Genomic DNA, 25,262 nt, shown 5'->3' with positions numbered 1-25,262 from the left:
GATGTAATGGGTTTTCTCGCGAATTTACGTGATGGTGACAGCGATTTATGTCATGCCGGTGACATAGGGAGGCTTCACTCGAAGCTCTTGTAACGACATTCGCCCGTGGCGACGTGATTTTTGCAAGTAATAATGCGCAGCCTGAAGGCGCGCTAAGGCACAGGGGTGCATATGAAAAGACGCTATTTCGGTACAGACGGTATTCGCGGTCAATCCAATGTGTTCCCAATGACACCCGACCTTGCGATGCGGGTCGGGATTGCAGTCGGAACGATCTTTCGCCGAGGCAACCACCGTCATCGCGTTGTCATAGGCAAGGACACCCGCCTTTCTGGTTATATGCTCGAAAACGCGATGGTCGCAGGCTTCACTGCTGCGGGCGTCGATGCCTTTGTTCTCGGTCCTATCCCGACGCCAGCCGTGGCGATGCTGACGCGGTCCTTGCGCGCCGACATCGGCGTCATGATCTCGGCGTCCCACAATCCCTACCAGGACAACGGCATCAAGCTATTCGGGCCAGATGGCTATAAGCTGTCGGACGATCTGGAATCGCAGATCGAGGATCTGCTTGAAAAGGATCTCTCGACGCAGCTTGCCAAAGCCGACGACATCGGCCGCGCCAAGCGTGTTGACGGCGTGCACGACCGCTATATCGAGCATGCCAAGCGCACGCTGCCGCGTGACGTCACGCTACAAGGCTTAAGGATCGCGATCGACTGCGCAAACGGAGCCGCCTACAAGGTGGCGCCCGCTGTTCTCTGGGAACTCGGCGCCGACGTCGTGACCATCGGCAACGAGCCGAACGGCACGAACATCAATCTCAATTGCGGCTCGACCAGCCCGGTTGCTCTGCAGAAGAAGGTCGATGAAGTCCGTGCCGATATCGGCATTGCGCTCGACGGCGACGCCGATCGCGTGATCATCATCGATGAGAACGGCGCTGTTGTCGACGGCGACCAGCTGATGGCTGTCATTGCCGAGAGCTTTGCCGAAAGCCAGCAGCTTCGCGGCGGCGGTATCGTTGCGACGGTGATGTCGAATCTCGGGCTGGAGCGCTTCCTCGAGGATAAGGGCCTCGGCCTCGTACGCACGATGGTCGGTGACCGCTATGTCGTCGAGCACATGCGCCAGCACAACTACAACGTCGGTGGCGAGCAGTCCGGTCACATCGTGCTGTCGGACTACGGTACGACGGGCGACGGTCTAGTGGCCGCATTGCAGATCCTTGCTGCGGTCAAGCGGACCGGCAAGACGGTGAGCGAAGTTTGCCGCCGCTTCGAGCCAGTGCCGCAGCTCCTTCGCAATGTGCGCATTTCCGGCGGCAAGCCGCTTGAAGACGCCCGTGTGCGGAAGGCAATCGCCGATGCAGAAGCCGAGCTCGGTCATAGCGGCCGCCTTGTTATCCGCCCGTCCGGCACCGAACCGCTGATCCGGGTCATGGCTGAAGGCGATGACCGCGGCCAGATCGAACGCATCGTCAATGATCTGGTTGGTATAATCGGTGGTGCGCGCGACGCCGCGTGACGTCCGTATTTGTGAACATGGCGGGCATTGTTTCGGCGTCCGGCCATGTGCGCAAGATCATGCTAAAGATTTTCTGAATTTAATCTGACATTAACTCTAATTTGTAAGACTCCGGGATGAATAAAAGCCGGGCGTGGTCGAATGACGCACGCCCGGGCATCGATTGTTTCTGGAGCATACTATGAAGAGATTTTTGATTGCCCTGGCTGCGGCGTTGACGGCAGGTGGCCCGGTTCTCGCTGCCGATCTTTATGTCGATCCGGCTCCTCCGCCCCCTCCCGCCTTCGGCGGATGGTACCTGCGCGGGGACTTGGGCATGACTAACCAGCGTCTTGGCAGTATGCAGCACGAATTGTTTGACGACGTGGAACTCCACGAATTTCCGGATGAGGGCTCATTTGACAGTGGCCTGCTCGGTGGGTTGGGCGTCGGTTATCAATTTAACCAGTGGCTCCGCGGCGATGCGATCGTTCAGTATCGCGGCAAGACCGATTTTTCCGCGCTCGATCGTTACGGTCATACCGATGCGACGGGACCCGTCTGGGATGGTACGAATGACTACGATGCTGCCAAATCGGAATGGCTGTTGATGGCGAATGCCTATGTCGACATCGGCACATGGGAAGGCATTACGCCTTATGTCGGCGCCGGCATCGGTGCCTCACGCAACACGATCTCTCGGTTCAGGGATGTCAACGTCCCGACCCAAGGCGTTGCTTATGGTGACAGTGAATCCACTTGGAACTTTGCTTGGGCGCTCCATGCCGGTATCGGCTATCAAGTGACAGATCGCCTCACCGTCGATTTTGGCTATAGCTACGTCGATCTTGGCGACGCAAAAACCGGCCCGCTCCGTTCCTACGACAACACGGTGAACACCGGCCCGATGCACTTCGACAACATTACCTCGCACGATTTCAAACTCGGCCTGCGCTATTCGCTGCAATAGCCGACACCCCATTGTTGCGAGCGCTTCGACTTCACGGCCGCCGTCAGGGCCGCCTTTTTCGTTTCTCCCCGTCCCCGATCGAAGTTAACAAACATAGTTAACCGCGCGTTAGCATCTGGTTGGAATAATGCCCGGATGGTCAGTCATGCGGGCATTTCTCTGCCCGGTCGGGAATTGCAATGAAATCGTCCACCATCATCCGCGCCACGGCGGCAAGCTTCGCTCTGTTCGGCGGTCCGGCGATGGCGGAGGAACCCCCGATTACGCAGGCACCCGAGGTCACCATTGCCGGCGATGCATCGGCAAGGGGCTGGTATCTTCGCGGTGATCTTGGCTATGCGCCGTGGACAGGAAACGAAGCGCCGGCCTACCGCTTTACTGACGCAGGGGGCGCCACTGCTGGCGGCGAATTCGATCCGGCACGTTTTTCCAGGCCGATCTCAGGCGGTGCCGGTATCGGCTATCAATTCACCGACATCTGGCGCGCCGACTTCACGGGCGACTTTTTCAAAAGCAAGTTCACCGGCACAGCCCGCACCGATTTGCCTTGTGCTGCATCCGCAGCCGTCGGAACCGGCTGCGCCTTCGGTGCGCGCGGCGATCTTCGGGCCTATGGCGTGATGGCGAACGGCTATGCCGACCTCGCGACGATTGCCGGTTTCACCCCTTATGTCGGTGCCGGGATCGGGGCGACCAATGTAAAATGGGGGAACGTGCATGCGCAACCCGCGTGCACGGATGGTGCTTCGACCTGCTCGGGAGCGGCGTTCTCCCAGCAAGAACTCAATGGCGAAAGCAGCTGGCGCTTCACTTATGCGCTGATGGCCGGCCTCAGCTATGAGGTCACGGATACCATCAAGATCGATGTCGGCTACCGCTTCTCCGACATTGCCGGCGGCAGCATGTTTACGGGTCCTTCGGGATCAAGCGGTCGCGACGACGGACTGACGCGATACGAAATCCGTGTCGGCTTGCGGATCGCTGGCTGGTAAGTCCGCGGCGCAATGACGCGCATACGCTAAAAATCTCTCTCCTAGCGACAGCGGCTGCTTGACTTCGATCCCACCGCCCTATAACGACGGCGGCGGGACACTCCTCCCCAACGAGGAGCTATCTATCTGGAAGGATAGCACATGGCGAAGACCGCAAAGCCGGACGTACGTCCGAACAATACTCATTTTTCCTCTGGCCCTTGCTCGAAGCGCCCCGGTTGGTCGCTCGAAGCCCTTTCCGATGCGGCTCTTGGCCGTTCGCACCGCGCGAAGATCGGAAAGACGAAGCTCAAGCAGGCCATTGATCTCACCCGTGACGTTCTGGAAGTGCCGGCGGATTATCGCATCGGTATCGTTCCTGCTTCCGACACTGGCGCCGTCGAAATGGCCCTCTGGTCGTTGCTCGGTGAGCGCGGCGTCGACATGGTCGCCTGGGAAAGCTTCGGCGCTGGTTGGGTTACCGACGTCGTCAAGCAGCTGAAGCTGAAAGACGTCCGCAAGATCGAAGCTGGCTACGGCGAGCTGCCGGATCTTTCCACCATCGATTTCGACCGCGACGTGGTCTTCACCTGGAACGGCACCACCTCCGGTGTTCGCGTTCCGAACGCCGATTTCATTCCGGCTGATCGCAAGGGTCTGACGATCTGCGACGCCACCTCGGCCGCTTTCGCACAGAATCTCGACTTCGCCAAGCTCGATGTAGTCACCTTCTCCTGGCAGAAGGTTCTGGGCGGCGAGGGCGCACATGGCGTCATCATCCTGTCTCCGCGCGCTGTCGAGCGTCTGCTCACCTACGCGCCGGCCTGGCCACTGCCGAAGATCTTCCGCATGACTTCGGGTGGCAAGCTGATCGAAGGCATCTTCAGCGGCGAGACCATCAACACGCCGTCCATGCTCTGCGTCGAGGACTATATCGATGCACTGCTCTGGTCGAAGGAAGTCGGCGGTCTCAAGGCCCTGATGGCCCGCGCCGATGCCAACGCCAAGGTAATCGCGGACTTCGTTGCTGCCAACGACTGGATCGCCAACCTGGCGGTGAAGCCGGAGACGGCATCCAACACGTCCGTCTGCCTGAAGATCGTCGACAAGGACGTTCTGGCGCTCGACGCCGATGGTCAGGCGAACTTCGCCAAGGGCGTCGTCAGCCTGCTCGACAAGGAAGGTGTCGCCTATGACATCGGCCACTATCGCGATGCACCGTCGGGCCTGCGCATCTGGGCAGGTGCCACGATCGAGACTGCCGACATGCAGAAGCTGATGCCGTGGCTCTCCTGGGCGTTCGCGACCCAGAAGGCGACGCTTTCCCAGGCTGCTGCCTGAGCTGATAGCATCCGGCTCCGCCGAACGGGCGGAGCCTCGTATCCCTGATTTCATCCATCGCTGAACTTTTTGAAGGAAGCCCCGCAATGGCACCTCGCGTTCTCGTATCCGACGAACTGTCGGAAACCGCTGTCCAGATCTTCCGTGATCGTGGCGTCGAAGTCGATTTCCAGCCGCAGCTCGGCAAGGACAAGGACAAGCTCTCCGAAATCATCGGCAACTACGATGGTCTCGCCATCCGCTCCGCCACCAAGGCGACGGAAAAGCTGATCGCCGCTGCGACCAATCTCAAGGTCATCGGCCGCGCCGGCATCGGCGTCGATAACGTCGATATCCCGGCCGCCTCCAAGCGAGGCATCATCGTCATGAACACGCCGTTCGGCAACTCTATCACCACGGCCGAGCATGCCATTGCGCTGATGTTCGCCGTTGCCCGCCAACTGCCCCAGGCCGATGCATCGACGCAGGCCGGCAAGTGGGAAAAGTCGAAGTTCATGGGTGTCGAAATCACCGGCAAGATGCTCGGCGTCATCGGCGCCGGAAACATCGGCGGCATCGTCTGCAAGAAGGCTATCGGCCTCGGCATGCATGTTCTGGCCTACGATCCCTTCCTGTCGGCCGAGCGCGCGCAGGAAATGGGCGTCACGAAGGTTGAGCTCGACGAGCTGCTGGCCAAGGCCGACTTCATCACGCTGCACGTTCCGATGACCGACAAGACCCGCGGTATCCTCGGCAAGGAAAACCTCGCCAAGACGAAGCCCGGCGTTCGCATCATCAACTGCGCCCGTGGTGGCCTGGTTGACGAAGCAGCGCTCGCAGAAGCCATCAAGTCCGGCCACGTCGCCGGCGCCGGCTTCGACGTCTTCGAGGTCGAGCCCGCCAAGGAGAGCCCGCTGTTCGGCCTGCCGAACGTCGTCTGCACGCCGCACCTGGGTGCGTCGACCACGGAAGCACAGGAAAACGTCGCCCTTCAGGTCGCCGAGCAGATGTCGGATTACCTCGTCAAGGGTGCGGTCTCCAACGCCATCAACATGCCGTCGATCACTGCTGAAGAAGCACCGATCCTGAAGCCGTTTATCCGGCTTGCCGACGTTCTCGGTGCTTTTGTCGGCCAGGTGTCGGAAGATCCGATCAAGGAAATCGAGATCCTGTACGATGGCGCGACGGCCACGATGAACACCAAGGCGCTGACCTCGGCTCTGCTCGCCGGCCTCATTCGCAACCAGGTCGCCGACGTCAACATGGTTTCGGCGCCGATCATGATCAAGGAAAAGGGCATCGTGCTCTCCGAGGTCAAGCGTGACAAAACCGGCGTCTACGACGGCTACATCAAGCTCACCGTCAAGACCGACACGATGACGCGTTCGATCGCCGGCACGGTCTTCTCTGACGGCAAGCCGCGCTTCATCCAGATCAAGGGCATCAACCTTGATGCCGATGTCGGTTCGCACATGGTCTACATCGCCAACACCGACGTACCCGGCATGATCGGCTTCATCGGTACGACGCTAGGCGCCGCTGGCGTCAACATTGCGAACTTCCAGCTCGGCCGCGACAAGCAGGGGGGCGATGCTATCGCGCTGCTTTACGTCGATGGTCCGATTGGCGATGAGGTTCTGGCCAAGCTGACAGCACACTCGGCGATCCGCCAGGCAAAGCCGCTGGTCTTCGCAGTCGATTGAGTTTTGCTCCCAAGGCAATGAGAAAACCCGGCGTGGGAACCTGCGCCGGGTTTTCTCGTTTTGTCTTTCGGTCGACCACGTTGATCACTGCCAGGGCGACCATCGGTCTCTTTCTACGGTTGTTGAACAACCAATTTGGGAGCTTTCATGACAAAGTCAGTCGTCGCTATCGGCCTTGCGCTCGCATCACTCATCAGCCTGTCAGCTTGCGCAAACACGGCGAACGGTCTTGCCAAGGACGGCAGGGAAGCGGGCAATGCGCTGGATGTCAGCACGCATCGCATCCTCAAGGCCGGCGCGAACTAAGTCGAGCGGCCGGCCTTGCAGGTTAAACCCGCCTGAGCAAGCGGTCTCGCGACTACTGCGGGTTCGCTGGCGCCGGGGCGGCTGGCGCCGGGGCGGCCGGAGTCTCGGTAGCCGGGGCAGCAGGAGCTGGAGCGGCAGGAGTCTCAGCTGCTGGCGGTGTCGCGGGTGCAGTCGATGCAGGTGGCGGTGACGCCGGCTCGGAAGTGGTCGGAGCCGGTGCGTTCGGTGCCGTCGCGGTCGAACCGGTTTGTGTTCTCGGCCAATAAGTGGCTGCTAATGCTACGATAACGACAATGGCTGCCAAAACAATCCATAGCGTCCTGCTCTTGGACGCCGAGGTATTCGTTGGGTTTGGTCTGTTGAAGTCATTCGTCATGTTACTCCTCCTCTCAACGTTAACGCCCCAGCGAGCGAAATGTTCCCACTGCGTGCAAATTGCGCAGCGAGACTAACGCAGAGGTTTTGTACCTGACCCGGTGCCTTTGATAATCGTAGGCGTATGAAGGGCGGGCGATGCGCAAATTTTACTGTAACGTACTTCTAATTTGCGTTCTTTCGTGGCTCGCTTCGGACCGCTGGCCAGGCCGTTGCCCAGGACTAGGCAGCCTTGGCGCGCGTTTCTTTTCGGAGTTGGAGGCTTGTGAGAACGGGTATCGTGGCAGTCTCCGTTGCAGCGTTTGCGACTGGCATACGTGGGTGGGTGCGCACTGCGGGCCGCCATATCCGGGGCGCGCTTATCGCTTTTTCGGCCTTCAGTGGAACTGCAGTCGGCTGCGCCTATGTCTATGGGCAGGTTCCGCAGCAGACCGACAGGCAAGATTTCCCTCAGCGCGAACTTGTTATCGGCACCAAGCAGGCACCGCCATTTGCGATGAAGGATGCCGATGGCAATTGGAGCGGCATTTCCATTGAGCTCTGGCGCGAGGTCGCGCAGAAGCTAGGGCTGCAGTTTCGCCTCGCCGAAGAGCCCGATGTTCAAAAACTCATCGAAGCCACATCGCGGGGCGACTACGATGTTTCCGTCGCAGCGATCACCATCACGGCCGACCGCGAACGCCGCGTGGATTTCAGTCAGCCCTTCTACGATACCGGTCTGGGGATCGCTGTGTCGGTCAACAGCGTGTCGGTGTGGCGCGAAATCACCCGGACAATGATCTCAGCGGGATTCCTGCAGGCGGCGGGAGCGCTGATCGGTATCTCCCTGCTGGTCGGCGCACTGGTGTGGCTGTTCGAGCGGCGCCACAACGACGACTTCGGCGGACCGGTCGGACGCGGTTTGGGAGCGAGCATCTGGTGGTCCGCGGAGGCCATGACGCAGGCAAGCACCGGGCATCGCGGGCCGATCACCGTTGCGGGGAGGGCGCTTGCGATCATCTGGATGGTGGTATCGATCATCACGATCGCCGTGTTCACCGCCAGCGTCACTTCCGCACTGACGACGAGGCAGATGCGCGGGCTGGTCAATGGCGTGGAGGATCTGCCGGGCGTGCGCGTTGGCACGCTTGCCAATTCGGCGACCATCGGCTTCCTGGACGGCGAGCGCATCAAGCACCGCACATTTGCCCAGGTTGCCGACGGGCTGAAGGCGCTCGAAACAGGATCGATCGATGCCTTCGTCTACGACAAGCCGCTTTTAGCGTGGACTGTGGAGCAGCATTTCTCCAGCAGCGTGCAAGTCCTGGATGTCGATTTCGAGCCCCAAAGCTACGGGCTCGCCATGCCGCTCGGCAGACCGTATCGAAAGGCAATCGACGTCGCCGTCCTTCAGGCGATTCACGATCCGCGTTGGAAACGAACGATCTTTCAGTACCTCGGAGAAAAACGATGAGCGAAAGAGCGGTGCCTGCTTAACCCCTTACCTGGCCGGCTTCAGCAGTCTCAGCGCATTGATGGTGACCAGCACCGTTGCGCCGGTATCGGCCAGGATCGCCGGCCAGAGGCCAGTGATGCCTGCGATGGTGGTCACGAGAAATGCCGCCTTCAGGCCGAGCGCGATGGTGATGTTTTGGACGATGTTGCGCATGGTGCGCTTGGAGAGCGCGATCATCGCCGCAACGTCGCTGACGCGACCATGCAGGATCGCGGCATCGGCAGTTTCGAGCGCCACATCGGTGCCGCCGCCCATGGCGATACCGACATCGGCGGTCGCAAGGGCAGGGGCGTCGTTGATGCCGTCGCCAACCTTGGCAACGATCAGGCCGCCGCGCTTCAGCTCGGTCACGATGCGTTGCTTGTCCTCCGGCATCAGTTCGGCGCGTACCTCGATGCCGAGCTGTGTGCCAATTGCTTTTGCGGTACGGTGATTGTCACCCGTTAGCATGACAGTCTTGATGCCTGCCTCGGTTAATCTCTCAAGGCCGGGCTCGGCGTCATCGCGCGGTTCGTCACGCATGGCGATGGCTCCTGCCAGCGTGTCGCCGACGATTAGTACCGAAACTGTTTTTCCATCGTCGTTGAGCGCCGTGATGCGCGCGACCTGATCCGATGAAAGAGGGATTTGTTCGCTGGCGGCTTTGGGAGACCCGAAGAATACGGGTTGGCCCTCGACGGTCCCGGTGATGCCTTTTCCTCCCAGAGCCTTGGCGTTGCTTGCTGCGGGGAGGGTGATCTCGGCGGCGGTTGCTCGCGCCAGAATTGCAAGCGCCAGCGGATGGCTGGATCCTGTCTCAAGGGCAGCGGCATATTTCAGGACTTCGCCTTCGTCCTTTCCAAACGCGATCACATCGGTCACCTGCGGCTTGCCTTCCGTCAGCGTGCCTGTTTTGTCGAATGCTACGGCAGTGACTTTGCCGAGGGTCTCGAGAACCGCGCCGCCTTTCAGCAGCAGACCGCGGCGCGCTCCAGAAGAAAGCGAGGCGGCAATCGCGGCCGGGGTCGAGATCACGAGGGCACAGGGGCAGCCGATCAGCAATATGGCGAGGCCCTTGTAGATCCATTCGTTCCAGGCGCTGCCGCCAAGAAGCGGCGGCAGGATCGCGACAAGGGCGGCAACCACGACGACGCCGGGCGTATAGTAACGAGAGAAACGGTCGATGAAGCGCTCCGTCGGCGCCTTTGATTCCTGCGCCGCTTCGACCAGCCGGACGACACGCGCAATCGTGTTGTCCGCCGCCGCTGCCGTCACCTTGACCCGAAGAGCCGCGTCGCCGTTGACGGTACCTGCAAAAACGGTGTCGCCCACGCCTTTTTGCACGGGCGTACTTTCGCCGGTGACCGGCGCTTCGTCGATTGCACTTTCGCCGGACAGGATGGTGCCATCCGCTGCGATGCGGTCGCCCGGACGAACCAGAATCGTCGAACCGACGGCGAGGCTCTCGGCGGGCACTTCCCGGGTCTTGCCATCCTCTTCGAGGAAGGCGCGTTTCGGGACCAGGGTCGCCAGCGACTGGATGCTTGCGCGTGCCTTGCCGGCGGCGATGCCTTCCAGCAGTTCGCCAACCAGAAACAGGAAGACCACGGCGGCGGCTTCCTCGCTGGCCTGGATGATCACCGCGCCAACCGCCGCGATCGTCATCAGCATCTCGATCGAAAAGGGCGTGCCAGCGAAGGCAGCGACGATTGCGCGTCGGGCGATTGGAACAAGGCCGACGAGCACTGCCATGATGAACGCGTAGGGCGCAATTGCCGGCACGAGGTGGCCGATGACGTAAGCTATAACGAGGGCTGCGCCGGCAAAGATTGTCAGCCGGCCCTTCTTGCTGTGCCACCAAGGTCCGGCCATAGGGGCCTCGTGACCGTGGAGCCCTTCCAGCGCGTCAGGCACTCTTTCCGCTACATGCTCATGACCTGCGTGATTATGCCCCGCGTGGTCGTGATTACTGTGGTCATGGTCATGGTGGGAATGGTCTGCCGGCTGTGTATCCACTGGCATCCTTCCGGTCACCTGCGAGACGGAATAGCCAAGGCTCGTCACTTTCTTTTCGATGGCGACAAGATCGCTGCTGCCGTCGTGGCGTACAGTCATCGTCCCCGCGGTCACGGAGATAGAAACGTCTTCGACACCTGGGATGCGTCGGACGGCGGTGTCAATCTTGGCTGCGCAGCTGGCGCAATCCATGCCGCCAACCCTGTAACGTTTCTCGACCGTTTCACCCATGATCCGCTTCCTTGTCAGACAGAAGCATCCTCCCTACATCCTCTAGCGACTAGAGGTGCAAGAGGAAAATCATGAAAACGATCACGATCGGCGAAGCCTCCCGGAAAAGCGGCGTCAAAGTGCCGACGATCCGCTACTACGAGAGCATCGGCCTCCTGCCGGAGCCGAACCGGAGCGAAGGCAACCAACGTTCCTACGAGCCGGCGGATCTGCGCAGGCTCGCCTTCATCCGTCATGCCCGCGAGCTTGGCTTCGAAGTGGAGGCGATCCGCACCCTCCTGACCCTGCAGGACGACCCGCACCAGTCATGCGCCTCTGCAGACGCGATCGCCAAGGCCCGCCTAATCGAAGTCGAGCAGAGGATCCGAAGCCTGATGGCGCTGAAAGCGGAGCTGGAGCTGATGGTGGAAGGCTGCGGTCACGGCCGTGTCGATCAGTGCCGTGTCATCGAGGTGCTGGCGGATCACGGCCAGTGCAGCCATGCCCATCACTGATGGGGAGGGGAGGCAGAAATACCGCAATGCACAATCCAAAGGCGTTGCGCCTAAAGTTTGTGCGAATTATGATTCTGTTTTTGTTTAGCTTTTCGACCTATAACCCGTCGATCCGCTGCCATTACTTCTTGTGATCTAGTATGACCGGTTTCCAGAAAGCATTTGCTCCGATCGATGCGCCGAACGATGATTTTCAGTCGCTGTTTGCAACCCATCCGTCGCCGATGTGGGTCTACGAACCCGGCAGCCTTCGCTTCCTGATCGTCAACAATGCTGCCGTCGATCTCTACGGCTATTCGCGCCAGGACTACGCGCGCATGACGGTCCTCGACATCAGGCCGGAGCAAGAGCGCAAGCGAATGCGCGATGCCGTGCAGGCCCGTACGGATATGGAGCGTGCGGAGCGCTGGACGCATTTGAAGGCCAATGGCGAAACCCTGGAAGTGCTCACCTACGGACGGGCGGTTCGCTTCGACGGACGGGATGCGATCCTCGCGATCGTGCAGGACCGGACCGAGGTCAACGCAGCCCAAAGGCAGGTGAGCGATACACGCTCAATGCTGGACAGTATCGTCGACAACCTGCCCGTAGGCGTCTTCGTGAAGGACATGGAAGAAGACGGACGCTACATCCTTTTCAACGAAGCGTGTGGGGTCATCGTCGGCCACGATCCAGAAGGTATCATCGGTCAGAGCGACTCCATCATTTTCGAGGAGAAGCAAACGGCGATCTTTCGCGAGCAGGATTCCCGAGCTCTCGGGGCAGGTACAACCATCAGCTTCGAAGAGACGATGCAGCGCGCCGATGGGACGCCGCGGATTCTGCGGACGATCAAGCGGGCTCTGCCCGCACCGGACGGCGGCGTGCCGCGCTATGTCCTGGGCATTTCCCAGGACGTGACCGAGGAGCGATCGGTCGAGGCTCGTCTCGCTTACATGGCAATGCACGATGCGCTGACGGGCCTGCCGAACCGCGCCTCTTTCGCCGATCATATCCAGCGGGAGGCACCGGTCGCCACGACGGAAAACCCGCTGGCGCTGCTTTACCTCGATGTCGACCACTTCAAGCATATCAATGACAGCAAAGGGCATGCCGCGGGCGATGCGCTGCTATGCCAGGTCGCAGGGCGCCTGATGCAGCTTGTCGCCGATGGCGACCTCGTCGCGCGTCTCGGCGGCGACGAGTTTGCGCTGCTGCTCCGACTGGAGCGACGTGAGAACATTGAACGCTTTGCCGAACGGCTGCTCCGATCGTTATCGGCCCCATTTGATCTTGATGGCGTCGACGAGCACGTCACCTGCAGCATCGGCATTGCGCTTGCGCCGGAGCACGCCGAGGACGACGATGTCCTGATGCGAAACGCGGACCTTGCGCTCTACGCAGCGAAGGAAAGTGGTCGCTCGACCTATCGCTTTTATCTTCCTGAAATGCGCCTCGAAGCCGAGCGCAGGCACATGCTCACGGCCGAGCTTCACGAGGCGCTGCTAAAGGGCCAGTTTGAACTGCACTACCAGCCAATCGTGCAACTTGACGACGATGGTCTGGCGGGCTTCGAGGCCTTGATCCGCTGGCGCCATCCCGTACGAGGGCTGGTCCCGCCGATGGAATTCATACCCCTCGCCGAGGAGACGGGCCTTATCATTCAGGTCGGCGAGTGGGTGCTGCGCGAAGCCTGTCGGGCGGCGGCGGCCTGGCCCGATCACCTCAAGATCGCCGTCAATCTCTCCGTGTGCCAGTTTCGCCACAACAGCCTGCTTGCGACCGTTGTTGCGGTACTGGATGAGACCGGTCTCCGTCCTGAACGCCTTGAGATCGAGATCACCGAGTCAGTCTTCCTCGCCGACGTTGAGCAGAGCCTGCCGCTCTTGCGGGCGTTGAAGGAACTCGGCATCCGCATCGCCATTGACGATTTCGGCACCGGTTATTCCTCCTTCAGTTATCTGCGCGCCTTTGCCTTCGACAAGATCAAGCTCGACCGCAGCTTTGTCTCCGGCATCGAAACGGATCCGGGTAACTTGGCGATCGTGCGGGCGGTCGTCGGCATCGGCTCTGGTTTCAACGCGACAACGCTTGCGGAAGGGATCGAGACCGAAGAGCAGTTACGGAAATTGCGCGCCGAAGGCTTCAGCGAAGTACAAGGCTTCCTGCTTGGCACGCCTATGCAACAGGCCGAGGCGGAGGCCCTGATTTACGGCGGAGCCTCTCCCTTGCTTGCCGCGACCGGCTCCTGAAATCATTACCTCGAAGGTGTCAGCTTTGCTGCGTGGATCGCTGACGGGGCAAGCTCCTGATTTATAAAGCAGTTCTAAGCCGCCTTTTCAACGGAAGCAGCGAAAGGCCGGCGAGCGAGGCAAAGGCTGCGCCGGCGAGAAAGGTTATCTGGTGTCCGCCCCAATCCCAGAGGGCGCCGGCGAGCACGCTCGCGGCGAGAAGAGCGACACCCGCAATCAGGTTGAAGATGCCGAAGGCGGTTCCGCGCAGTTCGGCGGGTGCGGCATCCGCAACAAGGGTCGCCAGCAGGCCCTGTGTAAAGCCCATGTGGAACCCCCACAGCAGTACTCCAATCCCGAGGCCTGCCAGCCCGGGAAGAAACGCAAGGCTGAGGTCGGCGAGAACGAGAAGCGCCAGCCCGACCATCAGCAGGGTTATCCTGTCGACACGATCCGCCATGACGCCTACCGGATAAGCCGAGATTCCATAGGCAATGTTCATGACGATCAGGACGATCGGAACGAACATGACGGGAAGTCCCATCTGTTGAGCATCAAGGATGAGGAAGGCCTCGCTGAACCGTGCAAGGGTGAAGACAGCAGAGACGGCAACGACCAGCCAGTAGATCACAGGCAGTCGAACGAGTTCCGAGGCTCGGAGCGGCACCCGAGCGCGCCCTTGGTCGGCATGCGGCGGTTCCTTGACGACAAAGAGGATGATCGCGACCGAGCAGAACGCCGGTATGACGGCGATCCAGAAGACCGTCGCATAGTGGTCGGCGGTCCACCACATCAGACCCAAGGCCAGTGCCGGCCCAAGGAAGGCGCCGACCGTGTCCAGCGACTGACGCAGACCGAAACTTGCGCCGCGGATTTCCTTCGGGCTGATGTCGGCTATCAAGGCGTCGCGCGGTGCGCCCCTGATGCCCTTTCCAACGCGGTCCACGAAACGCGCGGTCACGAGCCAGCCCAGCGACGGTGCCAGGGGAAACACTGGCTTTGTCAGCGCGGCCATTCCGTAGCCCAGGGCCACGAGCAGCTTTCGCTTGCCAAGCCAATCGCTGAGCGCTCCGGAAAACACTTTGGTGATGGCGGCGGTCGCCTCGGCAATGCCTTCGATCACGCCGACTGCAAATGCCGAAGTGCCGAGGATGGCAACCATGTAGACCGGAAGCAGCGCGTGGATCATCTCGGAGGAGATGTCCATGAACAGCGAAACGAAGCCGAGAGCCCAGACGCCTTTCGGGATCGCCCGCAGGGCTGCGGGTCGCGAGCCGGCAACGTCGACCATATCGAACTACCTTTCACAAACGAACCCGCCAGGGTCTTCTGCTTTTGAAATCTGACGGCGACCTGAAAAAGCGTCCGAAGCCTAGCGTGATATCGTCCTCCTCGTGCGCTCGGACACTTCAGTCTAGCCGCTGCGGGATCAATCGTTACATCTCAATTGTTTGCCGGCAGCGCAAGCAGGCGGAAAATGTTGACATAGCCGATTCACGCGTGGATCATATGGTCCATGGGGTCGCGATCACCCCACGAGGCGCCAGCCGAAGAGTCGCGTCCAACGAAGCCGCTAAAACGGAGGACGCGCGATGCCGTCATTCACCGAAATCTCAGCCGACAAACTGAACCGCCTCATCGGCACGCCGGGTGCGCCTGTCTTGATCGATGTGCGCAATGACGAGGACTTTTCCGCAGATTCTCGTCTCATTCCCGGATCGATCCGCAAGCCATTCAAGGATGTGGAGGAGTGGGGTGCCGAAATCCACGGTCCGGCCGTCATTGTCTGCCACCACGGCGCCAAGCTTAGCCACGGCGTTGCCGCGCATCTTCGCGTCATGGGTACGCAGGCCGAAACACTGGAAGGCGGGTTCGAGGCATGGATCAAGGCAGGCGGTCTCGCCGTGCCGGACGATAAGCTGCCGCCGCGGGACGCGAAGGGGCGGACGGTTTGGGTCACGCGCGCGCGCCCGAAGATCGACCGTATCGCCTGCCCCTGGTTGATCCGCCGCTTCGTCGATCCATCGGCTGTCTTCCTGTTCGTTCCCACCGCTGAAGTGCTGATGGTCGCCGACCGGTTCGGCGCAACACCGTTCGACATCGAGGATGTCTTCTGGAGCCATCGTGGCGAGCGTTGCTCCTTCGATATCATGCTGGAGGAGTTCACCCTTCAATCCCAGCCGCTCCTCAGGCTTGCGACGATCGTCCGGGCTGCCGACACCGCAAGGCTCGATCTCGCACCCGAAGCAGCGGGATTGCTGGCGGCTTCGCTCGGGCTCTCGCGGATGTTTGCCGATGACCTCGAGCAATTGCAGGCCGGCATGACCCTTTACGATGCCTTCTACCGATGGTGCCGCGACGCGACCGACGAAACGCACAACTGGCCCTCGGCGAAGAAGGGAAGTTAGATGACCAATCTTGCCACGAACAGGCCCGCCGACGACACGACGGGCGGGACGGGTCACGGTGTCTCCTTCGGCGAGGCCCTTCGCGTCTGGTTGCGCGTGGCGGCGTTGAGTTTCGGCGGCCCGGCCGGGCAGATCGCCGTCATGCACAGGATCGTCGTCGACGAAAAGAAGTGGATCGGCGAACACCGTTTTCTGCACGCCCTCAACTACTGCATGCTGTTACCCGGGCCAGAGGCGCAACAGCTCGCCATCTATATCGGCTGGCTCATGCACAGGACGGCAGGAGGCCTTGTGGCCGGCATCCTTTTCGTCTTGCCCGGCTTCCTCTCCATCCTGGCCTTAAGCTACGTCTACGTGATATTTGGCAACGTCGAGGCCGTCGAAGGCATGTTCTTCGGCCTCAAGGCCGCCGTGCTTGCGGTCGTCGTGCAAGCGGTCATTCGGATCGGGGGCAGGGCGCTCAAAAATCCCGCGATGGTCGTTATCGCGCTAGTGGCATTCTTCGCGATATTTGTGCTCCACGTCCCATTCCCGCTCATCATTCTGGCGGCGGCGATAACAGGCTTCCTCGGTTCCAAATCCAGTTCAAGGCTCTTCCAGGTGGGTAATGGCCACAAAACTGCGGCGGGTCACATCCTTGCCGATGCCGACTCCGCGCTTGGTGAGGAAACGCCGGTTCATGCGCGGCCAAACCTGGTGTGGTCGCTTAAGATCTCGGCTGTGTTGCTGGCACTCTGGCTCGGGCCGCTTCTGCTGCTCTACGTCTTCCGTGGCGGAGATGATGTGTTCACGCAGATCGGCATCTTCTTTAGCAAAATGGCCGTGGTGACTTTTGGCGGCGCATACGCCGTCCTCGCCTATGTCGCGCAGGAGGCGGTGCAGCACTATGGCTGGCTGCGGCCGACGGAGATGCTAGATGGACTCGGCATGGCCGAGACGACGCCGGGGCCGCTGATCATGGTTCTACAGTTCGTCGGGTTCATGGGCGCCTATCGCGACCCGGCTGGCCTCGATCCGATGACCGCAGCCACGCTGGCGGCGATGCTGACGACCTGGGTCACGTTCGTGCCGTGCTTCCTCTGGATTTTTCTCGGTGCGCCTTTCATTGAAAAGCTCAGGGGAAATGCGGCGCTCGCAAGTGCAATGTCGGCGATCACCGCTGCCGTGGTGGGTGTGATACTGAACCTCGCCATCTGGTTCGGTCTGCACTTTCTATTTGTCGAGGCTCGCGTCCATCAGTTCGGTCCACTATGGGTCGAACTGCCGGTCTGGTCGTCGCTCGCCCTGCCGTCGCTGGCTCTCAGCCTTGCCGCAGCGGTTGCGATCTTCCGGTTCAGGATGTCGGTGATCCCCACACTGCTTGGATGTGCTGCTGCCGGAATGGCGTGGAGGCTGATCGCGTCGTCCTGATCGAGCCGCGCTGCGAACCAGGGCGGCGCGAGTGATGAAACTTGCTTCCTCTTGCGCCGGACCCCAATCCTTTCTATATCCTCGCCACGAAAGTCCGGCGGCCGATCCCGCTCGGACGCAGGAAATCCGCCGGCTCAGATGGGCGGACCGCAACAAGCTTAGAATTGGCAGCCACCCGTGAATACACTGGATTTTGACAAGAGGCCGGAAGATACCCGCGTTGTCGTCGCCATGTCCGGCGGCGTTGATAGCTCCGTGGTGGCAGGCATTCTCAAGCGCCAGGGCTATGACGTGCTCGGCATTACGCTGCAGCTTTACGACCACGGCGCGGCCGTTCACCGTGCCGGTTCCTGCTGCGCCGGCCAGGATATCGACGATGCGCGTCGCGTTTGCGAAACGCTCGGTATTCCTCACTATGTCCTGGATTACGAAAAGCGCTTCCGGGATACGGTGATCAACCCCTTCATGGAAAGCTATGTGGCCGGCGAGACGCCGATCCCCTGCGTCTCGTGCAACCAGACGGTCAAGTTCGCGGATCTCCTGGCAACGGCCAAGGAGCTTGGCGCCGACGCGCTGGCGACTGGCCACTACATTCGCTCCCGCGCCAATCCGGCCCCCGGCAATCCCGGTCGCCGCGCCCTTTATCGCCCTGCTGATGCCGATCGCGACCAAAGCTACTTCCTCTTCGCGACGACGCAGGAACAGATCGATTACCTGCGCTTTCCGCTCGGCGGTCTGCCCAAGTCAGAAACCCGCAAGCTTGCCGAAGAGATGGGGCTTGTCGTCGCCAAGAAGGCCGACAGCCAGGACATCTGTTTCGTGCCGCAGGGCAAATATTCCGACATCATCAACAAGCTGAAGCCGAATGCGGCACTCGCAGGCGAGATCGTCCATCTCGACGGCCGCGTGCTGGGCCAGCATGAAGGCATCCTGCACTACACGATCGGCCAGCGCCGCGGCATCGGCGTCGCCACCGGCGAGCCGCTCTATGTCGTCTATCTCGATGCCCGCTCGCGCCGGGTCATTGTCGGGCCGAAGGAGGCGCTGGAGACGCACCGCGTCTATTTGCGGGATGTCAACTGGCTGGGTGACGAGCCGCTTGTCGAGGCGGCTTCGGGCGAGGGCTTCGTGTGCTTTGCCAAGGTTCGCTCGACGCGCGCGCCGACGCCTGCCGTCTTGCATGCCGATGCGACCGGCATCTATGTCGACCTCGCGGTTGGCGAGGCTGGCGTTGCGCCGGGCCAGGCCTGTGCGCTCTATTCGGCACCCGGCGACGACGCCCGCGTGTATGGCGGTGGTTTCATCGAACGCTCCGAGCGCGAACCGGCGGCGGAAGCTTCGCTGAAGGCGCTGTTGGCCAGCCCGGTCGCGGCCTGAAAAAGCCTGTGGTATTTTCTCGATCATGCGCTTGACACAAAGCCGAAGCGCACCTTATAAGCCGCTCATCCCACGGGCCGAGCGCATCGCGAACGGCACCGTTGACCAGTGGCGGAGTAGCTCAGTAGGTCAGAGCAGAGGAATCATAATCCTTGTGTCGGGGGTTCAAATCCCTCCTCCGCTACCAGTCAAATGACGCATTTTCTTCTGTGGACTTTCCCATAAACCTTGGCTGCGGGCCTTTCTCCGTTGCTTACCCCTGTGCACCATGGGTCTGCGCTGTTGTCATCATTGTCGCTTAGACTGCTCGGCGAAAATCACGGATCGGATTTGAGAATGGCGAAGAAGCCGAAACTGGAACATTCCGAGCTTGCCGGTGAGTTTACCGATGATGGCGTGACCGTGCTCGTCGACATCTTCCGTCCGGCGGGTACGAATGGCGACTGGAAAATGGAAGTGGTGACCCAGCACGAGGATCTCATCGAATGGGAAGAGCCCTTCGCGACCGATCGCGAGGCCTTTGACGAGTTCCTGGCGACGATCGCACGCGAGGGGATCCGAACATTTCTGGAGGAAGAGGACCCGTCCGTCCACTAGCCCTTGCATCGTCGCGAAGGCTCGCGGCCGGCCGGCAAGCGGAGAATTGCTCGCAGCGCTCTACGTTCCGGAATATTGGTCCGCTCTCGGGCCGGCCAGCGTTACTTGCCAGGCGCTTCTGTCGTTGAAGTTCTGGCTTGCCAGAAAAGTATATCCCGTGCTTGCCTAGGGTTTTACTTTGCCTGCAAGATTGTCGAGAACATAATCGCCGGATCTCAGTCGGGCCAGCAGGACGACATGGTTGTTGCCGCGGCGATCGATGACAACCGAAGGCGCCAGTTTGTTCGACGCAAAGCCGGCGCCCAGCAAGGTTTTCAGCTTCAGTAGGGCATAGTCTTCGCAGTCGCCTTTGTTGTTGATGGGAAGCGACCAGTATTCGGATTTCCCCGATGTCTGTGCGTCCGTCGCCAGCGTTGACCTGCCTGTTCACCTTTTGAAGCAAAGGCATAGCCTTCTCGTCGGTCATCTCGTGGCCGCCGTTGCCATGGCAAAGCCAAGTATAGCGCGTGCAAGCCGAGGGGAAGCCTATCGGCGCTCCAATGGCGCCTGATGCGCGCAGGGCGGATCCTGCATAGCTCTCACCAGAAAACGCTGTGAAAACAAGCGTGAACGCTGCGAAAGCTGCCAAGGTCCGCGTCGAAAACATCCTATCGGCTGAGTGCTGCGCAACCAAGGTGGCGGTAACGAAGGCGGCGGTAACCAGGGTGGCGGTAACGAAGGTGGTGGCAACCAAGGCGGTGGCAACCAGGGTGGTGGCCACCAGGGTGGCGGCAACCAGGGTGGTGGAAACCAGGGTGGTGGAAACCACCACTAAGGCTTATCTTACACGGCGACCAGCCTCAGTTCAGAGAAGCAAAGCCCGGGCGTATGTCCGGGCTTGGTCATTTCATCGTTGAGCAGTCTCAAAATCTGAAGCCAACGCCGACGGTAACAACCTTCTGATTGAAAACGGTGTCTATGCCCAAAAGGACTTTGCTGCCGTAGTCGTTGTAACGACATTCCACGCGCCCGAAGATGTTGTACGTGAAGGCGTAGTCGAGACCGGCTCCGGCGGTCCACCCTGAGAACTGGCATCGAAGCCGTTCCAGGTGAAAACTGGGGCTGCTGGTACAACCGCGGCCGCCCCCTCATAAGATCGGGGGGCGACGCCGCCCCTGCAAGACCAATGAAGGCCGCCGAGGCGGCAGCGATACGAAAATGCGCGATAAATCCCTCTCCTATGACAAGGGTCCACTCACTTTGCGCACCGATCGGGCTAGGTCCGATCGGTGATCGCGGTCCATGCTGCGTGAGCGAACGTGGCCCTGTCTGAACGGGTCCATTACGAAGTTCTGATGTAGAGGACTACTGGAGAGGAGTGCGGAGCGCTTATCCGTTGGCCAATGTCTCGTGACGGTCAAGGGCGAACGAGCGCGTTTCTTCGGCGGGCATCGCCTTGCCGAAGAGATAGCCCTGTCCGACATCGCAGCCGAGTTGAAGCAGGTGGCCGAGTTGGCGATGCTCTTCGATGCCCTCGGCGGTGGTCTGTATGTTGAGGCTGCGCCCGAGCCCAAGCATGGCGCGGATGATTTTTTCCTGACGCTCATCATCGCGGTACGTGGCGATGAAGCTCTTGTCGATCTTGATCTTGTCGAAGCGATAGCGGGCGAGCTGGGCGAGGCTGGAGTGGCCGGTGCCGAAATCGTCAAGCGCGATCTGAACGCCTGCATCGTGGAGTTCATCCAGGATGATTGCGGCAACCGCCGGATCCTGGATCAGGGCATTTTCGGTGATCTCGATCTCCAGACGACTTGGCGGAAGACCATTTGCCGACAACACCTTGAAGATGCGCGAGGCCAGCAGCTTGTCCTCCATTTGCACCGGAGAGACATTGAAGGAGAGGGTAACGTGGTCGTCCCAGGCCAGGGCGTCTCCGCAGGCCTGCGCCAGAAGGTCTTCGAAAAGCTCGGTGATCAGTCCGGTCTCTTCGGCAATGCCGATGAACTCCGGCGGCGGAATGGCGACGCCTTCTTCGTCCGTCCAGCGAGCGAGCGCTTCGAAGCCGCAGACCGTGCCTCTCTTGAGATCGATCAACGGTTGATAGAAGGGGCGGATGGCCTTTTGCTGAATTGCGACGCGCAGCTTGGATTCCAGCGTCGCGCGCTTTGCCACCTTGTCCTGCATCGAGGCTTCGAACACCATGTGGTGGTTGGGGCCGCGTGACTTCGCCTCGTACATGGCGAGGTCGGCTCGGTGGGCCGCGTCCTCGAGCGGCTCTTGACCCTGCTCCCAGCGATCGTGGCCGACGCTGGCGCCGACTTCGACCGCGAACCCGTTGATGTGAATGGGCCGTGTTACGGCTTGAATGAGCAAACGCGCGAAGCGTTCTTCATGGCGGGAGGAGAGGCCAAGCGCAACGACGACGAACTCGTCGCCGCCGAAGCGATAGACGCAGTCCGCGTTTCCGATTGCGCAGATCCGTTTTGCCACCTCGATCAGAAGGGCGTCGCCGCCATTGTGGCCGACAAGGTCATTGACCTTCTTGAAGCCATCGAGGTCTATCGAGAAGATTGTCACGTTCTGCTCCCACTCGTCACCTTCGACGTCGGTCTTCGTCCTTCGCGGCAGGACTTTCCGTTCGAACGCATAGCGGTTGGGAAGTTTGGTGAGGTGGTCGTGGGTTGCTGTCCAGTCGGCCTTGGCCTGAGCGGTGGCCCGCAGCTCCATCTCCTTGCGCAAATCGACAATGCGCAGGATCGAATAGACGAAGCTCATCGCCCCGCCGATGCCAAGGGCGAGGACGAGCTTGTCTGCACCATAGCTTTCGTAGGCGCCGACGAAGGCGACCACACAGTTATCCAGTTCCAGGATTGCACCGACGAGCCATAGCGTTACCCCCAACGCCATGACCAACAAGCATTGCCTCCCGGCCCTGCTCTGGAAGAATACCGGCATGCTTTACTCCATCTCCACCCGGGCGCTGATGTATCATGGAAGTCTGAAGCGTTTGTTGAAATCAAAGGGCGATTTCTTGTTATCGAATCGCTATCACGGCGTGTGAACTGGCTCGAAAGCCGCGGTGAAAAACGAGGCGAGCGCTTGTCGCTCGCCTGTTGTTCTCAAAGTCTGGTTAGAAGGGTGACGCTGACGACGAGCAGGAGAAGCATCCCGGCGCCAGTCATACGTAGCAGACGCGTGCGTCGCATCCGCGCGCCGCTCCAATCATAGGGCATGCAAAGTCCTCCTTGGGGCAAGGATTGACAGCCCGACGGTGTCGGGTCGAAAAACTATCGCATCGATTGCTTGCGTAAGGCTGGACTAAATTATCGCCCTGAAAATTAGGTGGTTTGTCCTTCGAAGCGCAGGGACCAGCGGCTTCCGTTGCTGGTCATGTGAGCGACGGCGAGCGGTTCGATATCGGTAATCCAGAATGATGACAGGGGGGCATTCAGCGTGCCGATGATGGCTGCTCGGATGACCGCCGCATGGGTAATGGCGATGATGTTACCGCCGGACTGCAAGTGCTCGCGCATCCAACCGTTTACACGCATGCACACGGCAGCGATCGCCTCGCCACCATGCGGTGCTTCCTCCGGTTGCGCCATCCAGGCGGCGAGGTTCTCGGGTTCCGCTTGCTGGATCTCGGCGATCGAACGGCCCGCCCACCGGCCAAAATCGCAATCGGCGAGCGCCTCGGAAACTTCCGGCTGCAAGCCAAGCGCGCCGGCCGTCTGCCGCGCGCGCAGCGTCGGGCTGGCGAAGACGCTGTCGGCGTGCCGCAGGCGTGGGGTGATTGCCCGTGTGGCAATGATTGCCTTTTCATTCAGCGGTTCGTCCTGCGGGAAGCGCGCCTCGCGGTTGGCGGCCGTCGGGCCGTGGCAGATCCAGGTAAGGCGCGTCATCACGTTCGTTGTCTCCGGATATAGGGGAGCGTGGCCCGCCGCTGCATGAAGTTTCGTTGACAGGTTCGAAGCGGCAGATATAACGGTGATGTTGTGGGTTTGGAAACCGGTGAAATTCCGGTGCGGTCGCGCCACTGTGATCAGGATGAGGATACCTCGGACTGGAAGTCAGACCCTGCCACGCAACGATTCTCGACTGAACGCGTCATTCCAGGAGGAATACATGTCTGACACTACTTTTGCGCCCGTCGCCGCACCGGCTCCGATTCCGGTTGGCGAGCTTTTGCCTTGGGCCATCTTCGGCGGTCTACTGATGCTCATCGCCATCTATTTCGTCGGTACCGAAGAGGGCGCGATGGCGCTTTTCAACGGTATGTACGTGCACGAGTTCGTGCATGACGGCCGGCATCTCCTCGGCTTTCCCTGCCACTAAGGGAGTTCCGGACATGGTTGGAAATCTTTTGCTTCGCGGCATGCTCGCGGGGGTGGTCGCTGGCGTCCTCGTTTTCGCCTTTGCGCATACTTTCGGCGAGCCGCTTGTCGACCAGGCGATCGCGTTCGAGGAGGCGGCCGCCCAGGCGGCGGGTGAAACTGCTGAGCCTGAAATCGTCAGCCGCGCCACGCAGGCGGGCCTTGGCCTCTTAACCGGTGTAATGGCCTACAGCATTGCTGTCGGCGGCCTGTTTGCCCTCGTATTCGCCTTTATCCAGGGGCGGTTCAGCAATCTGAGCGCCCGCGGGACCTGTGCCGTCATCGCCGCTGCGGCGTTTGTCGCTATCGTGATCGTACCCAACATAAAATATCCGGCCAATCCGCCGGCAGTCGGCAATCCCGACACCATTGGCGTCAGGACCGAGCTGTTTTTCCTGATGATCGTCGTTTCGATCGCTGCGCTTGTAGCGGCAATTGCGCTTGCACGCCGCCTCACGCCGCGGTTCGGTATGTGGAATGCGGCAATCGCGGCAGGTCTGGCCTATGTCGGTTTCATCGGCCTCGTGCAGTATCTGCTGCCGCCGATCAACGAGGTTCCGGAGAACTATTCGGCTATGGTTCTCTGGCGTTTCCGTACGACCACGATCGGGATGCACGCCATCCTATGGGGCGTTCTTGGCCTGGCCTTTGGTGCTCTGGCCGAGCGCAAGCTCGGTGCCGCACCCAGGCTCAGCGCTCGCGCGTCGGTCTTCCATTGATCGGAGAAGGCTCCGGAGCAATCCGGAGCCTGTCCTCAGAGATGACCAGTCGGCGTCCCATTTTTCTTGTAGCCATGATTGCTGTCCTGCAGCTTTGGTCCGTCGCGGCCGACGCGCACCAGCGGAGCAGCAGCGGTTCCCAAAGCGGCATCGCGATCGCCGAGATCTCACATGGCGAAATGGTCATGATGGCGGAGTATCGCGATCGGATCATTGATCTCGCGGCGCGTGCCACGGACACGAACGAGCCGTTCCGACGCGTGCTGAACTATGCGCAGATCCAGCATGCCTATTGTCTCTGGGGCAAGATGCCGGGCGGGGTGACCGACGAGGCCAGTCCATTCAATGAATGCTCGCACGCCTACCTCGCGGCAACGAAGGCCGTGCTCCTGTCGATGCGCAACATGGGCGCGGAGGCGGACGAGGCGGAGGCCATCGTCTCTGCGATCGACGCCGGCATGGTGTTGCGCGGTCTGGCGCTGATCACCTGCGAGTTCAGCGGTGAGGCGTTCAACACTGCGGATGTCGTTCGCCCGGTGTGGAGGAATGTTCCCTTGCATCCCGGCAGCATGGTGACGGTTACCGGCTTCGCGGCGGTGTTGCTGGCTGTGGCATATTGTGGACGGCGGCTGCTTCGGTGGATCGCGCCCTGACGAAACCTGCTCCGGCAGACCGTCCTTAATTTGACCCTGAAAGGCGCTAGGTGTGTAGTCCCTGAGTGTGATGGTGCATCATTGAACCTGAGTCGTCAGGAAGAGGATGCATTATGGGAAGTATTCTTCACGGCAGCGCCCGCACGACGCCGCGTCTTCGAGCCGAACTCCAA

Annotated in this window: 21 protein-coding genes, 1 tRNA gene, 2 pseudogenes and 1 riboswitch; of the genes and pseudogenes, 18 read left to right on the top strand and 6 right to left on the bottom strand. The window is 60.7% G+C overall.

Going from position 1 to position 25,262, the window contains the following annotated elements; translation table 11 throughout:
• Positions 1–171: 171 nt before the first annotated feature.
• The 7 genes from glmM to IB244_RS26495 all read left to right on the top strand — a co-directional run bounded on the left by glmM (position 172) and on the right by IB244_RS26495 (position 8,601).
• Positions 172–1,524, top strand: coding sequence for a phosphoglucosamine mutase (gene glmM / locus IB244_RS26525; protein WP_112661269.1), 1,353 nt, complete (start codon positions 172–174; stop codon positions 1,522–1,524).
• Positions 1,525–1,705: 181 nt separating this feature from the next.
• A complete protein-coding gene (locus tag IB244_RS26520) occupies positions 1,706–2,473 on the top strand; it encodes an outer membrane protein (RefSeq protein WP_018859216.1) in 768 nt (255 codons plus the stop codon).
• Positions 2,474–2,652: 179 nt separating this feature from the next.
• On the top strand, positions 2,653–3,465 hold the full coding sequence (locus IB244_RS26515) for an outer membrane protein (RefSeq protein ID WP_112646141.1): 813 nt from the start codon (positions 2,653–2,655) through the stop codon (positions 3,463–3,465).
• 141 nt (positions 3,466–3,606) lie between these two features.
• Positions 3,607–4,785: a phosphoserine transaminase gene (locus tag IB244_RS26510; RefSeq protein WP_018859218.1), complete on the top strand. Its 1,179-nt coding sequence runs from the start codon at positions 3,607–3,609 to the stop codon at positions 4,783–4,785.
• An 86-nt stretch (positions 4,786–4,871) separates the two neighbouring features.
• Positions 4,872–6,467 carry a phosphoglycerate dehydrogenase gene (gene serA, locus IB244_RS26505; RefSeq protein ID WP_113471094.1) on the top strand — a complete coding sequence of 532 codons (1,596 nt, stop codon included), beginning with the start codon at positions 4,872–4,874 and terminating at the stop codon, positions 6,465–6,467.
• 147 nt (positions 6,468–6,614) lie between these two features.
• Complete coding sequence (locus tag IB244_RS26500) at positions 6,615–6,773, top strand: hypothetical protein (protein ID WP_018859220.1); 159 nt, start codon at positions 6,615–6,617, stop codon at positions 6,771–6,773.
• A 640-nt stretch (positions 6,774–7,413) separates the two neighbouring features.
• On the top strand, positions 7,414–8,601 hold the full coding sequence (locus IB244_RS26495) for a transporter substrate-binding domain-containing protein (RefSeq protein WP_245268003.1): 1,188 nt from the start codon (positions 7,414–7,416) through the stop codon (positions 8,599–8,601).
• A 27-nt stretch (positions 8,602–8,628) separates the two neighbouring features.
• Here the strand turns inward: IB244_RS26495 and IB244_RS26490 are convergent, their stop codons facing one another.
• Positions 8,629–10,869: a heavy metal translocating P-type ATPase gene (locus tag IB244_RS26490; protein WP_018859224.1), complete on the bottom strand. Its 2,241-nt coding sequence runs from the start codon at positions 10,867–10,869 to the stop codon at positions 8,629–8,631.
• A 71-nt stretch (positions 10,870–10,940) separates the two neighbouring features.
• Here IB244_RS26490 and IB244_RS26485 point away from each other — a divergent pair, with 71 nt between their 5' ends.
• Positions 10,941–11,363 carry a MerR family transcriptional regulator gene (locus IB244_RS26485; RefSeq protein WP_018859225.1) on the top strand — a complete coding sequence of 141 codons (423 nt, stop codon included), beginning with the start codon at positions 10,941–10,943 and terminating at the stop codon, positions 11,361–11,363.
• A 140-nt stretch (positions 11,364–11,503) separates the two neighbouring features.
• Positions 11,504–13,594 (top strand): putative bifunctional diguanylate cyclase/phosphodiesterase, encoded by a 2,091-nt coding sequence (locus tag IB244_RS26480; protein WP_018859226.1) that lies wholly within the window; start codon positions 11,504–11,506, stop codon positions 13,592–13,594.
• 61 nt (positions 13,595–13,655) lie between these two features.
• Here the strand turns inward: IB244_RS26480 and IB244_RS26475 are convergent, their stop codons facing one another.
• On the bottom strand, positions 13,656–14,864 hold the full coding sequence (locus tag IB244_RS26475; RefSeq protein WP_018859227.1) for an MFS transporter: 1,209 nt from the start codon (positions 14,862–14,864) through the stop codon (positions 13,656–13,658).
• Positions 14,865–15,165: 301 nt separating this feature from the next.
• Here IB244_RS26475 and IB244_RS26470 point away from each other — a divergent pair, with 301 nt between their 5' ends.
• From IB244_RS26470 to IB244_RS26450, 5 genes are all read left to right on the top strand, one after another.
• The gene (locus IB244_RS26470; protein ID WP_113471095.1) at positions 15,166–15,981 is read left to right on the top strand and encodes a chromate resistance protein ChrB domain-containing protein; all 816 of its coding nucleotides are present in this window, start codon (positions 15,166–15,168) and stop codon (positions 15,979–15,981) included.
• Positions 15,982–17,391 (top strand): chromate efflux transporter, encoded by a 1,410-nt coding sequence (gene chrA / locus IB244_RS26465; protein ID WP_018859229.1) that lies wholly within the window; start codon positions 15,982–15,984, stop codon positions 17,389–17,391.
• 177 nt (positions 17,392–17,568) lie between these two features.
• Entirely contained in the window at positions 17,569–18,768 is a 1,200-nt protein-coding gene (mnmA, locus tag IB244_RS26460) for a tRNA 2-thiouridine(34) synthase MnmA (protein ID WP_192306226.1), read from the top strand.
• A gap of 110 nt (positions 18,769–18,878) precedes the next feature.
• A tRNA-Met gene (locus IB244_RS26455) sits at positions 18,879–18,955 on the top strand.
• A gap of 149 nt (positions 18,956–19,104) precedes the next feature.
• Complete coding sequence (locus IB244_RS26450) at positions 19,105–19,365, top strand: hypothetical protein (RefSeq protein WP_018117109.1); 261 nt, start codon at positions 19,105–19,107, stop codon at positions 19,363–19,365.
• A 60-nt stretch (positions 19,366–19,425) separates the two neighbouring features.
• Here IB244_RS26450 and IB244_RS26445 read toward each other — a convergent pair.
• Positions 19,426–20,011 (bottom strand): annotated as a pseudogene (locus IB244_RS26445) (transglutaminase-like cysteine peptidase).
• Between the two features lie 12 nt (positions 20,012–20,023).
• Here IB244_RS26445 and IB244_RS26440 point away from each other — a divergent pair.
• Positions 20,024–20,179 carry a hypothetical protein gene (locus IB244_RS26440; RefSeq protein WP_192306232.1) on the top strand — a complete coding sequence of 52 codons (156 nt, stop codon included), beginning with the start codon at positions 20,024–20,026 and terminating at the stop codon, positions 20,177–20,179.
• An 88-nt stretch (positions 20,180–20,267) separates the two neighbouring features.
• Here the strand turns inward: IB244_RS26440 and IB244_RS26435 are convergent.
• From IB244_RS26435 to IB244_RS26425, 3 genes and pseudogenes are all read right to left on the bottom strand, one after another.
• Positions 20,268–20,432, bottom strand: a pseudogene (locus IB244_RS26435) (outer membrane protein); the annotation flags it as partial.
• Positions 20,433–20,733: 301 nt separating this feature from the next.
• Complete coding sequence (locus tag IB244_RS26430; protein WP_192306224.1) at positions 20,734–22,299, bottom strand: putative bifunctional diguanylate cyclase/phosphodiesterase; 1,566 nt, start codon at positions 22,297–22,299, stop codon at positions 20,734–20,736.
• A 383-nt stretch (positions 22,300–22,682) separates the two neighbouring features.
• Entirely contained in the window at positions 22,683–23,246 is a 564-nt protein-coding gene (locus IB244_RS26425; RefSeq protein ID WP_113471098.1) for a histidine phosphatase family protein, read from the bottom strand.
• 57 nt (positions 23,247–23,303) lie between these two features.
• A riboswitch (cobalamin riboswitch) is annotated at positions 23,304–23,441 on the top strand.
• A 28-nt stretch (positions 23,442–23,469) separates the two neighbouring features.
• Here IB244_RS26425 and IB244_RS26420 point away from each other — a divergent pair.
• Genes IB244_RS26420 through IB244_RS26410 form a run of 3 tightly spaced genes read left to right on the top strand, consistent with a single transcriptional unit; the run spans position 23,470 to position 25,089 of the window.
• Positions 23,470–23,679: a CbtB domain-containing protein gene (locus IB244_RS26420; protein ID WP_018859236.1), complete on the top strand. Its 210-nt coding sequence runs from the start codon at positions 23,470–23,472 to the stop codon at positions 23,677–23,679.
• A gap of 13 nt (positions 23,680–23,692) precedes the next feature.
• Complete coding sequence (locus tag IB244_RS26415; protein ID WP_018859237.1) at positions 23,693–24,436, top strand: CbtA family protein; 744 nt, start codon at positions 23,693–23,695, stop codon at positions 24,434–24,436.
• 41 nt (positions 24,437–24,477) lie between these two features.
• The gene (locus tag IB244_RS26410) at positions 24,478–25,089 is read left to right on the top strand and encodes a hypothetical protein (protein WP_192306222.1); all 612 of its coding nucleotides are present in this window, start codon (positions 24,478–24,480) and stop codon (positions 25,087–25,089) included.
• The last annotated feature ends 173 nt before the right edge of the window (positions 25,090–25,262 follow it).

The organism is Rhizobium sp. RHZ02 (genome assembly GCF_014851575.1).
Lineage (GTDB): Bacteria > Pseudomonadota > Alphaproteobacteria > Rhizobiales > Rhizobiaceae > Rhizobium > Rhizobium altiplani.
This window is presented reverse-complemented; position numbering and strand designations above follow the sequence as displayed.

Excerpts from the sequence above, each read along its gene's own strand:
- glmM (WP_112661269.1), top strand. The coding sequence starts at position 172 with ATGAAAAGACGCTATTTCGGTACAGACGGTATTCGCGGTCAATCCAAT.
- IB244_RS26520 (WP_018859216.1), top strand. The coding sequence starts at position 1,706 with ATGAAGAGATTTTTGATTGCCCTGGCTGCGGCGTTGACGGCAGGTGGC.
- IB244_RS26515 (WP_112646141.1), top strand. The coding sequence starts at position 2,653 with ATGAAATCGTCCACCATCATCCGCGCCACGGCGGCAAGCTTCGCTCTG.
- IB244_RS26510 (WP_018859218.1), top strand. The coding sequence starts at position 3,607 with ATGGCGAAGACCGCAAAGCCGGACGTACGTCCGAACAATACTCATTTT.
- serA (WP_113471094.1), top strand. The coding sequence starts at position 4,872 with ATGGCACCTCGCGTTCTCGTATCCGACGAACTGTCGGAAACCGCTGTC.
- IB244_RS26500 (WP_018859220.1), top strand. The coding sequence starts at position 6,615 with ATGACAAAGTCAGTCGTCGCTATCGGCCTTGCGCTCGCATCACTCATC.
- IB244_RS26490 (WP_018859224.1), bottom strand. The coding sequence starts at position 10,869 with ATGGGTGAAACGGTCGAGAAACGTTACAGGGTTGGCGGCATGGATTGC.
- IB244_RS26485 (WP_018859225.1), top strand. The coding sequence starts at position 10,941 with ATGAAAACGATCACGATCGGCGAAGCCTCCCGGAAAAGCGGCGTCAAA.
- IB244_RS26480 (WP_018859226.1), top strand. The coding sequence starts at position 11,504 with ATGACCGGTTTCCAGAAAGCATTTGCTCCGATCGATGCGCCGAACGAT.
- IB244_RS26475 (WP_018859227.1), bottom strand. The coding sequence starts at position 14,864 with ATGGTCGACGTTGCCGGCTCGCGACCCGCAGCCCTGCGGGCGATCCCG.
- IB244_RS26470 (WP_113471095.1), top strand. The coding sequence starts at position 15,166 with ATGCCGTCATTCACCGAAATCTCAGCCGACAAACTGAACCGCCTCATC.
- chrA (WP_018859229.1), top strand. The coding sequence starts at position 15,982 with ATGACCAATCTTGCCACGAACAGGCCCGCCGACGACACGACGGGCGGG.
- IB244_RS26450 (WP_018117109.1), top strand. The coding sequence starts at position 19,105 with ATGGCGAAGAAGCCGAAACTGGAACATTCCGAGCTTGCCGGTGAGTTT.
- IB244_RS26430 (WP_192306224.1), bottom strand. The coding sequence starts at position 22,299 with ATGCCGGTATTCTTCCAGAGCAGGGCCGGGAGGCAATGCTTGTTGGTC.
- IB244_RS26425 (WP_113471098.1), bottom strand. The coding sequence starts at position 23,246 with ATGACGCGCCTTACCTGGATCTGCCACGGCCCGACGGCCGCCAACCGC.
- IB244_RS26420 (WP_018859236.1), top strand. The coding sequence starts at position 23,470 with ATGTCTGACACTACTTTTGCGCCCGTCGCCGCACCGGCTCCGATTCCG.
- IB244_RS26415 (WP_018859237.1), top strand. The coding sequence starts at position 23,693 with ATGGTTGGAAATCTTTTGCTTCGCGGCATGCTCGCGGGGGTGGTCGCT.
- IB244_RS26410 (WP_192306222.1), top strand. The coding sequence starts at position 24,478 with ATGACCAGTCGGCGTCCCATTTTTCTTGTAGCCATGATTGCTGTCCTG.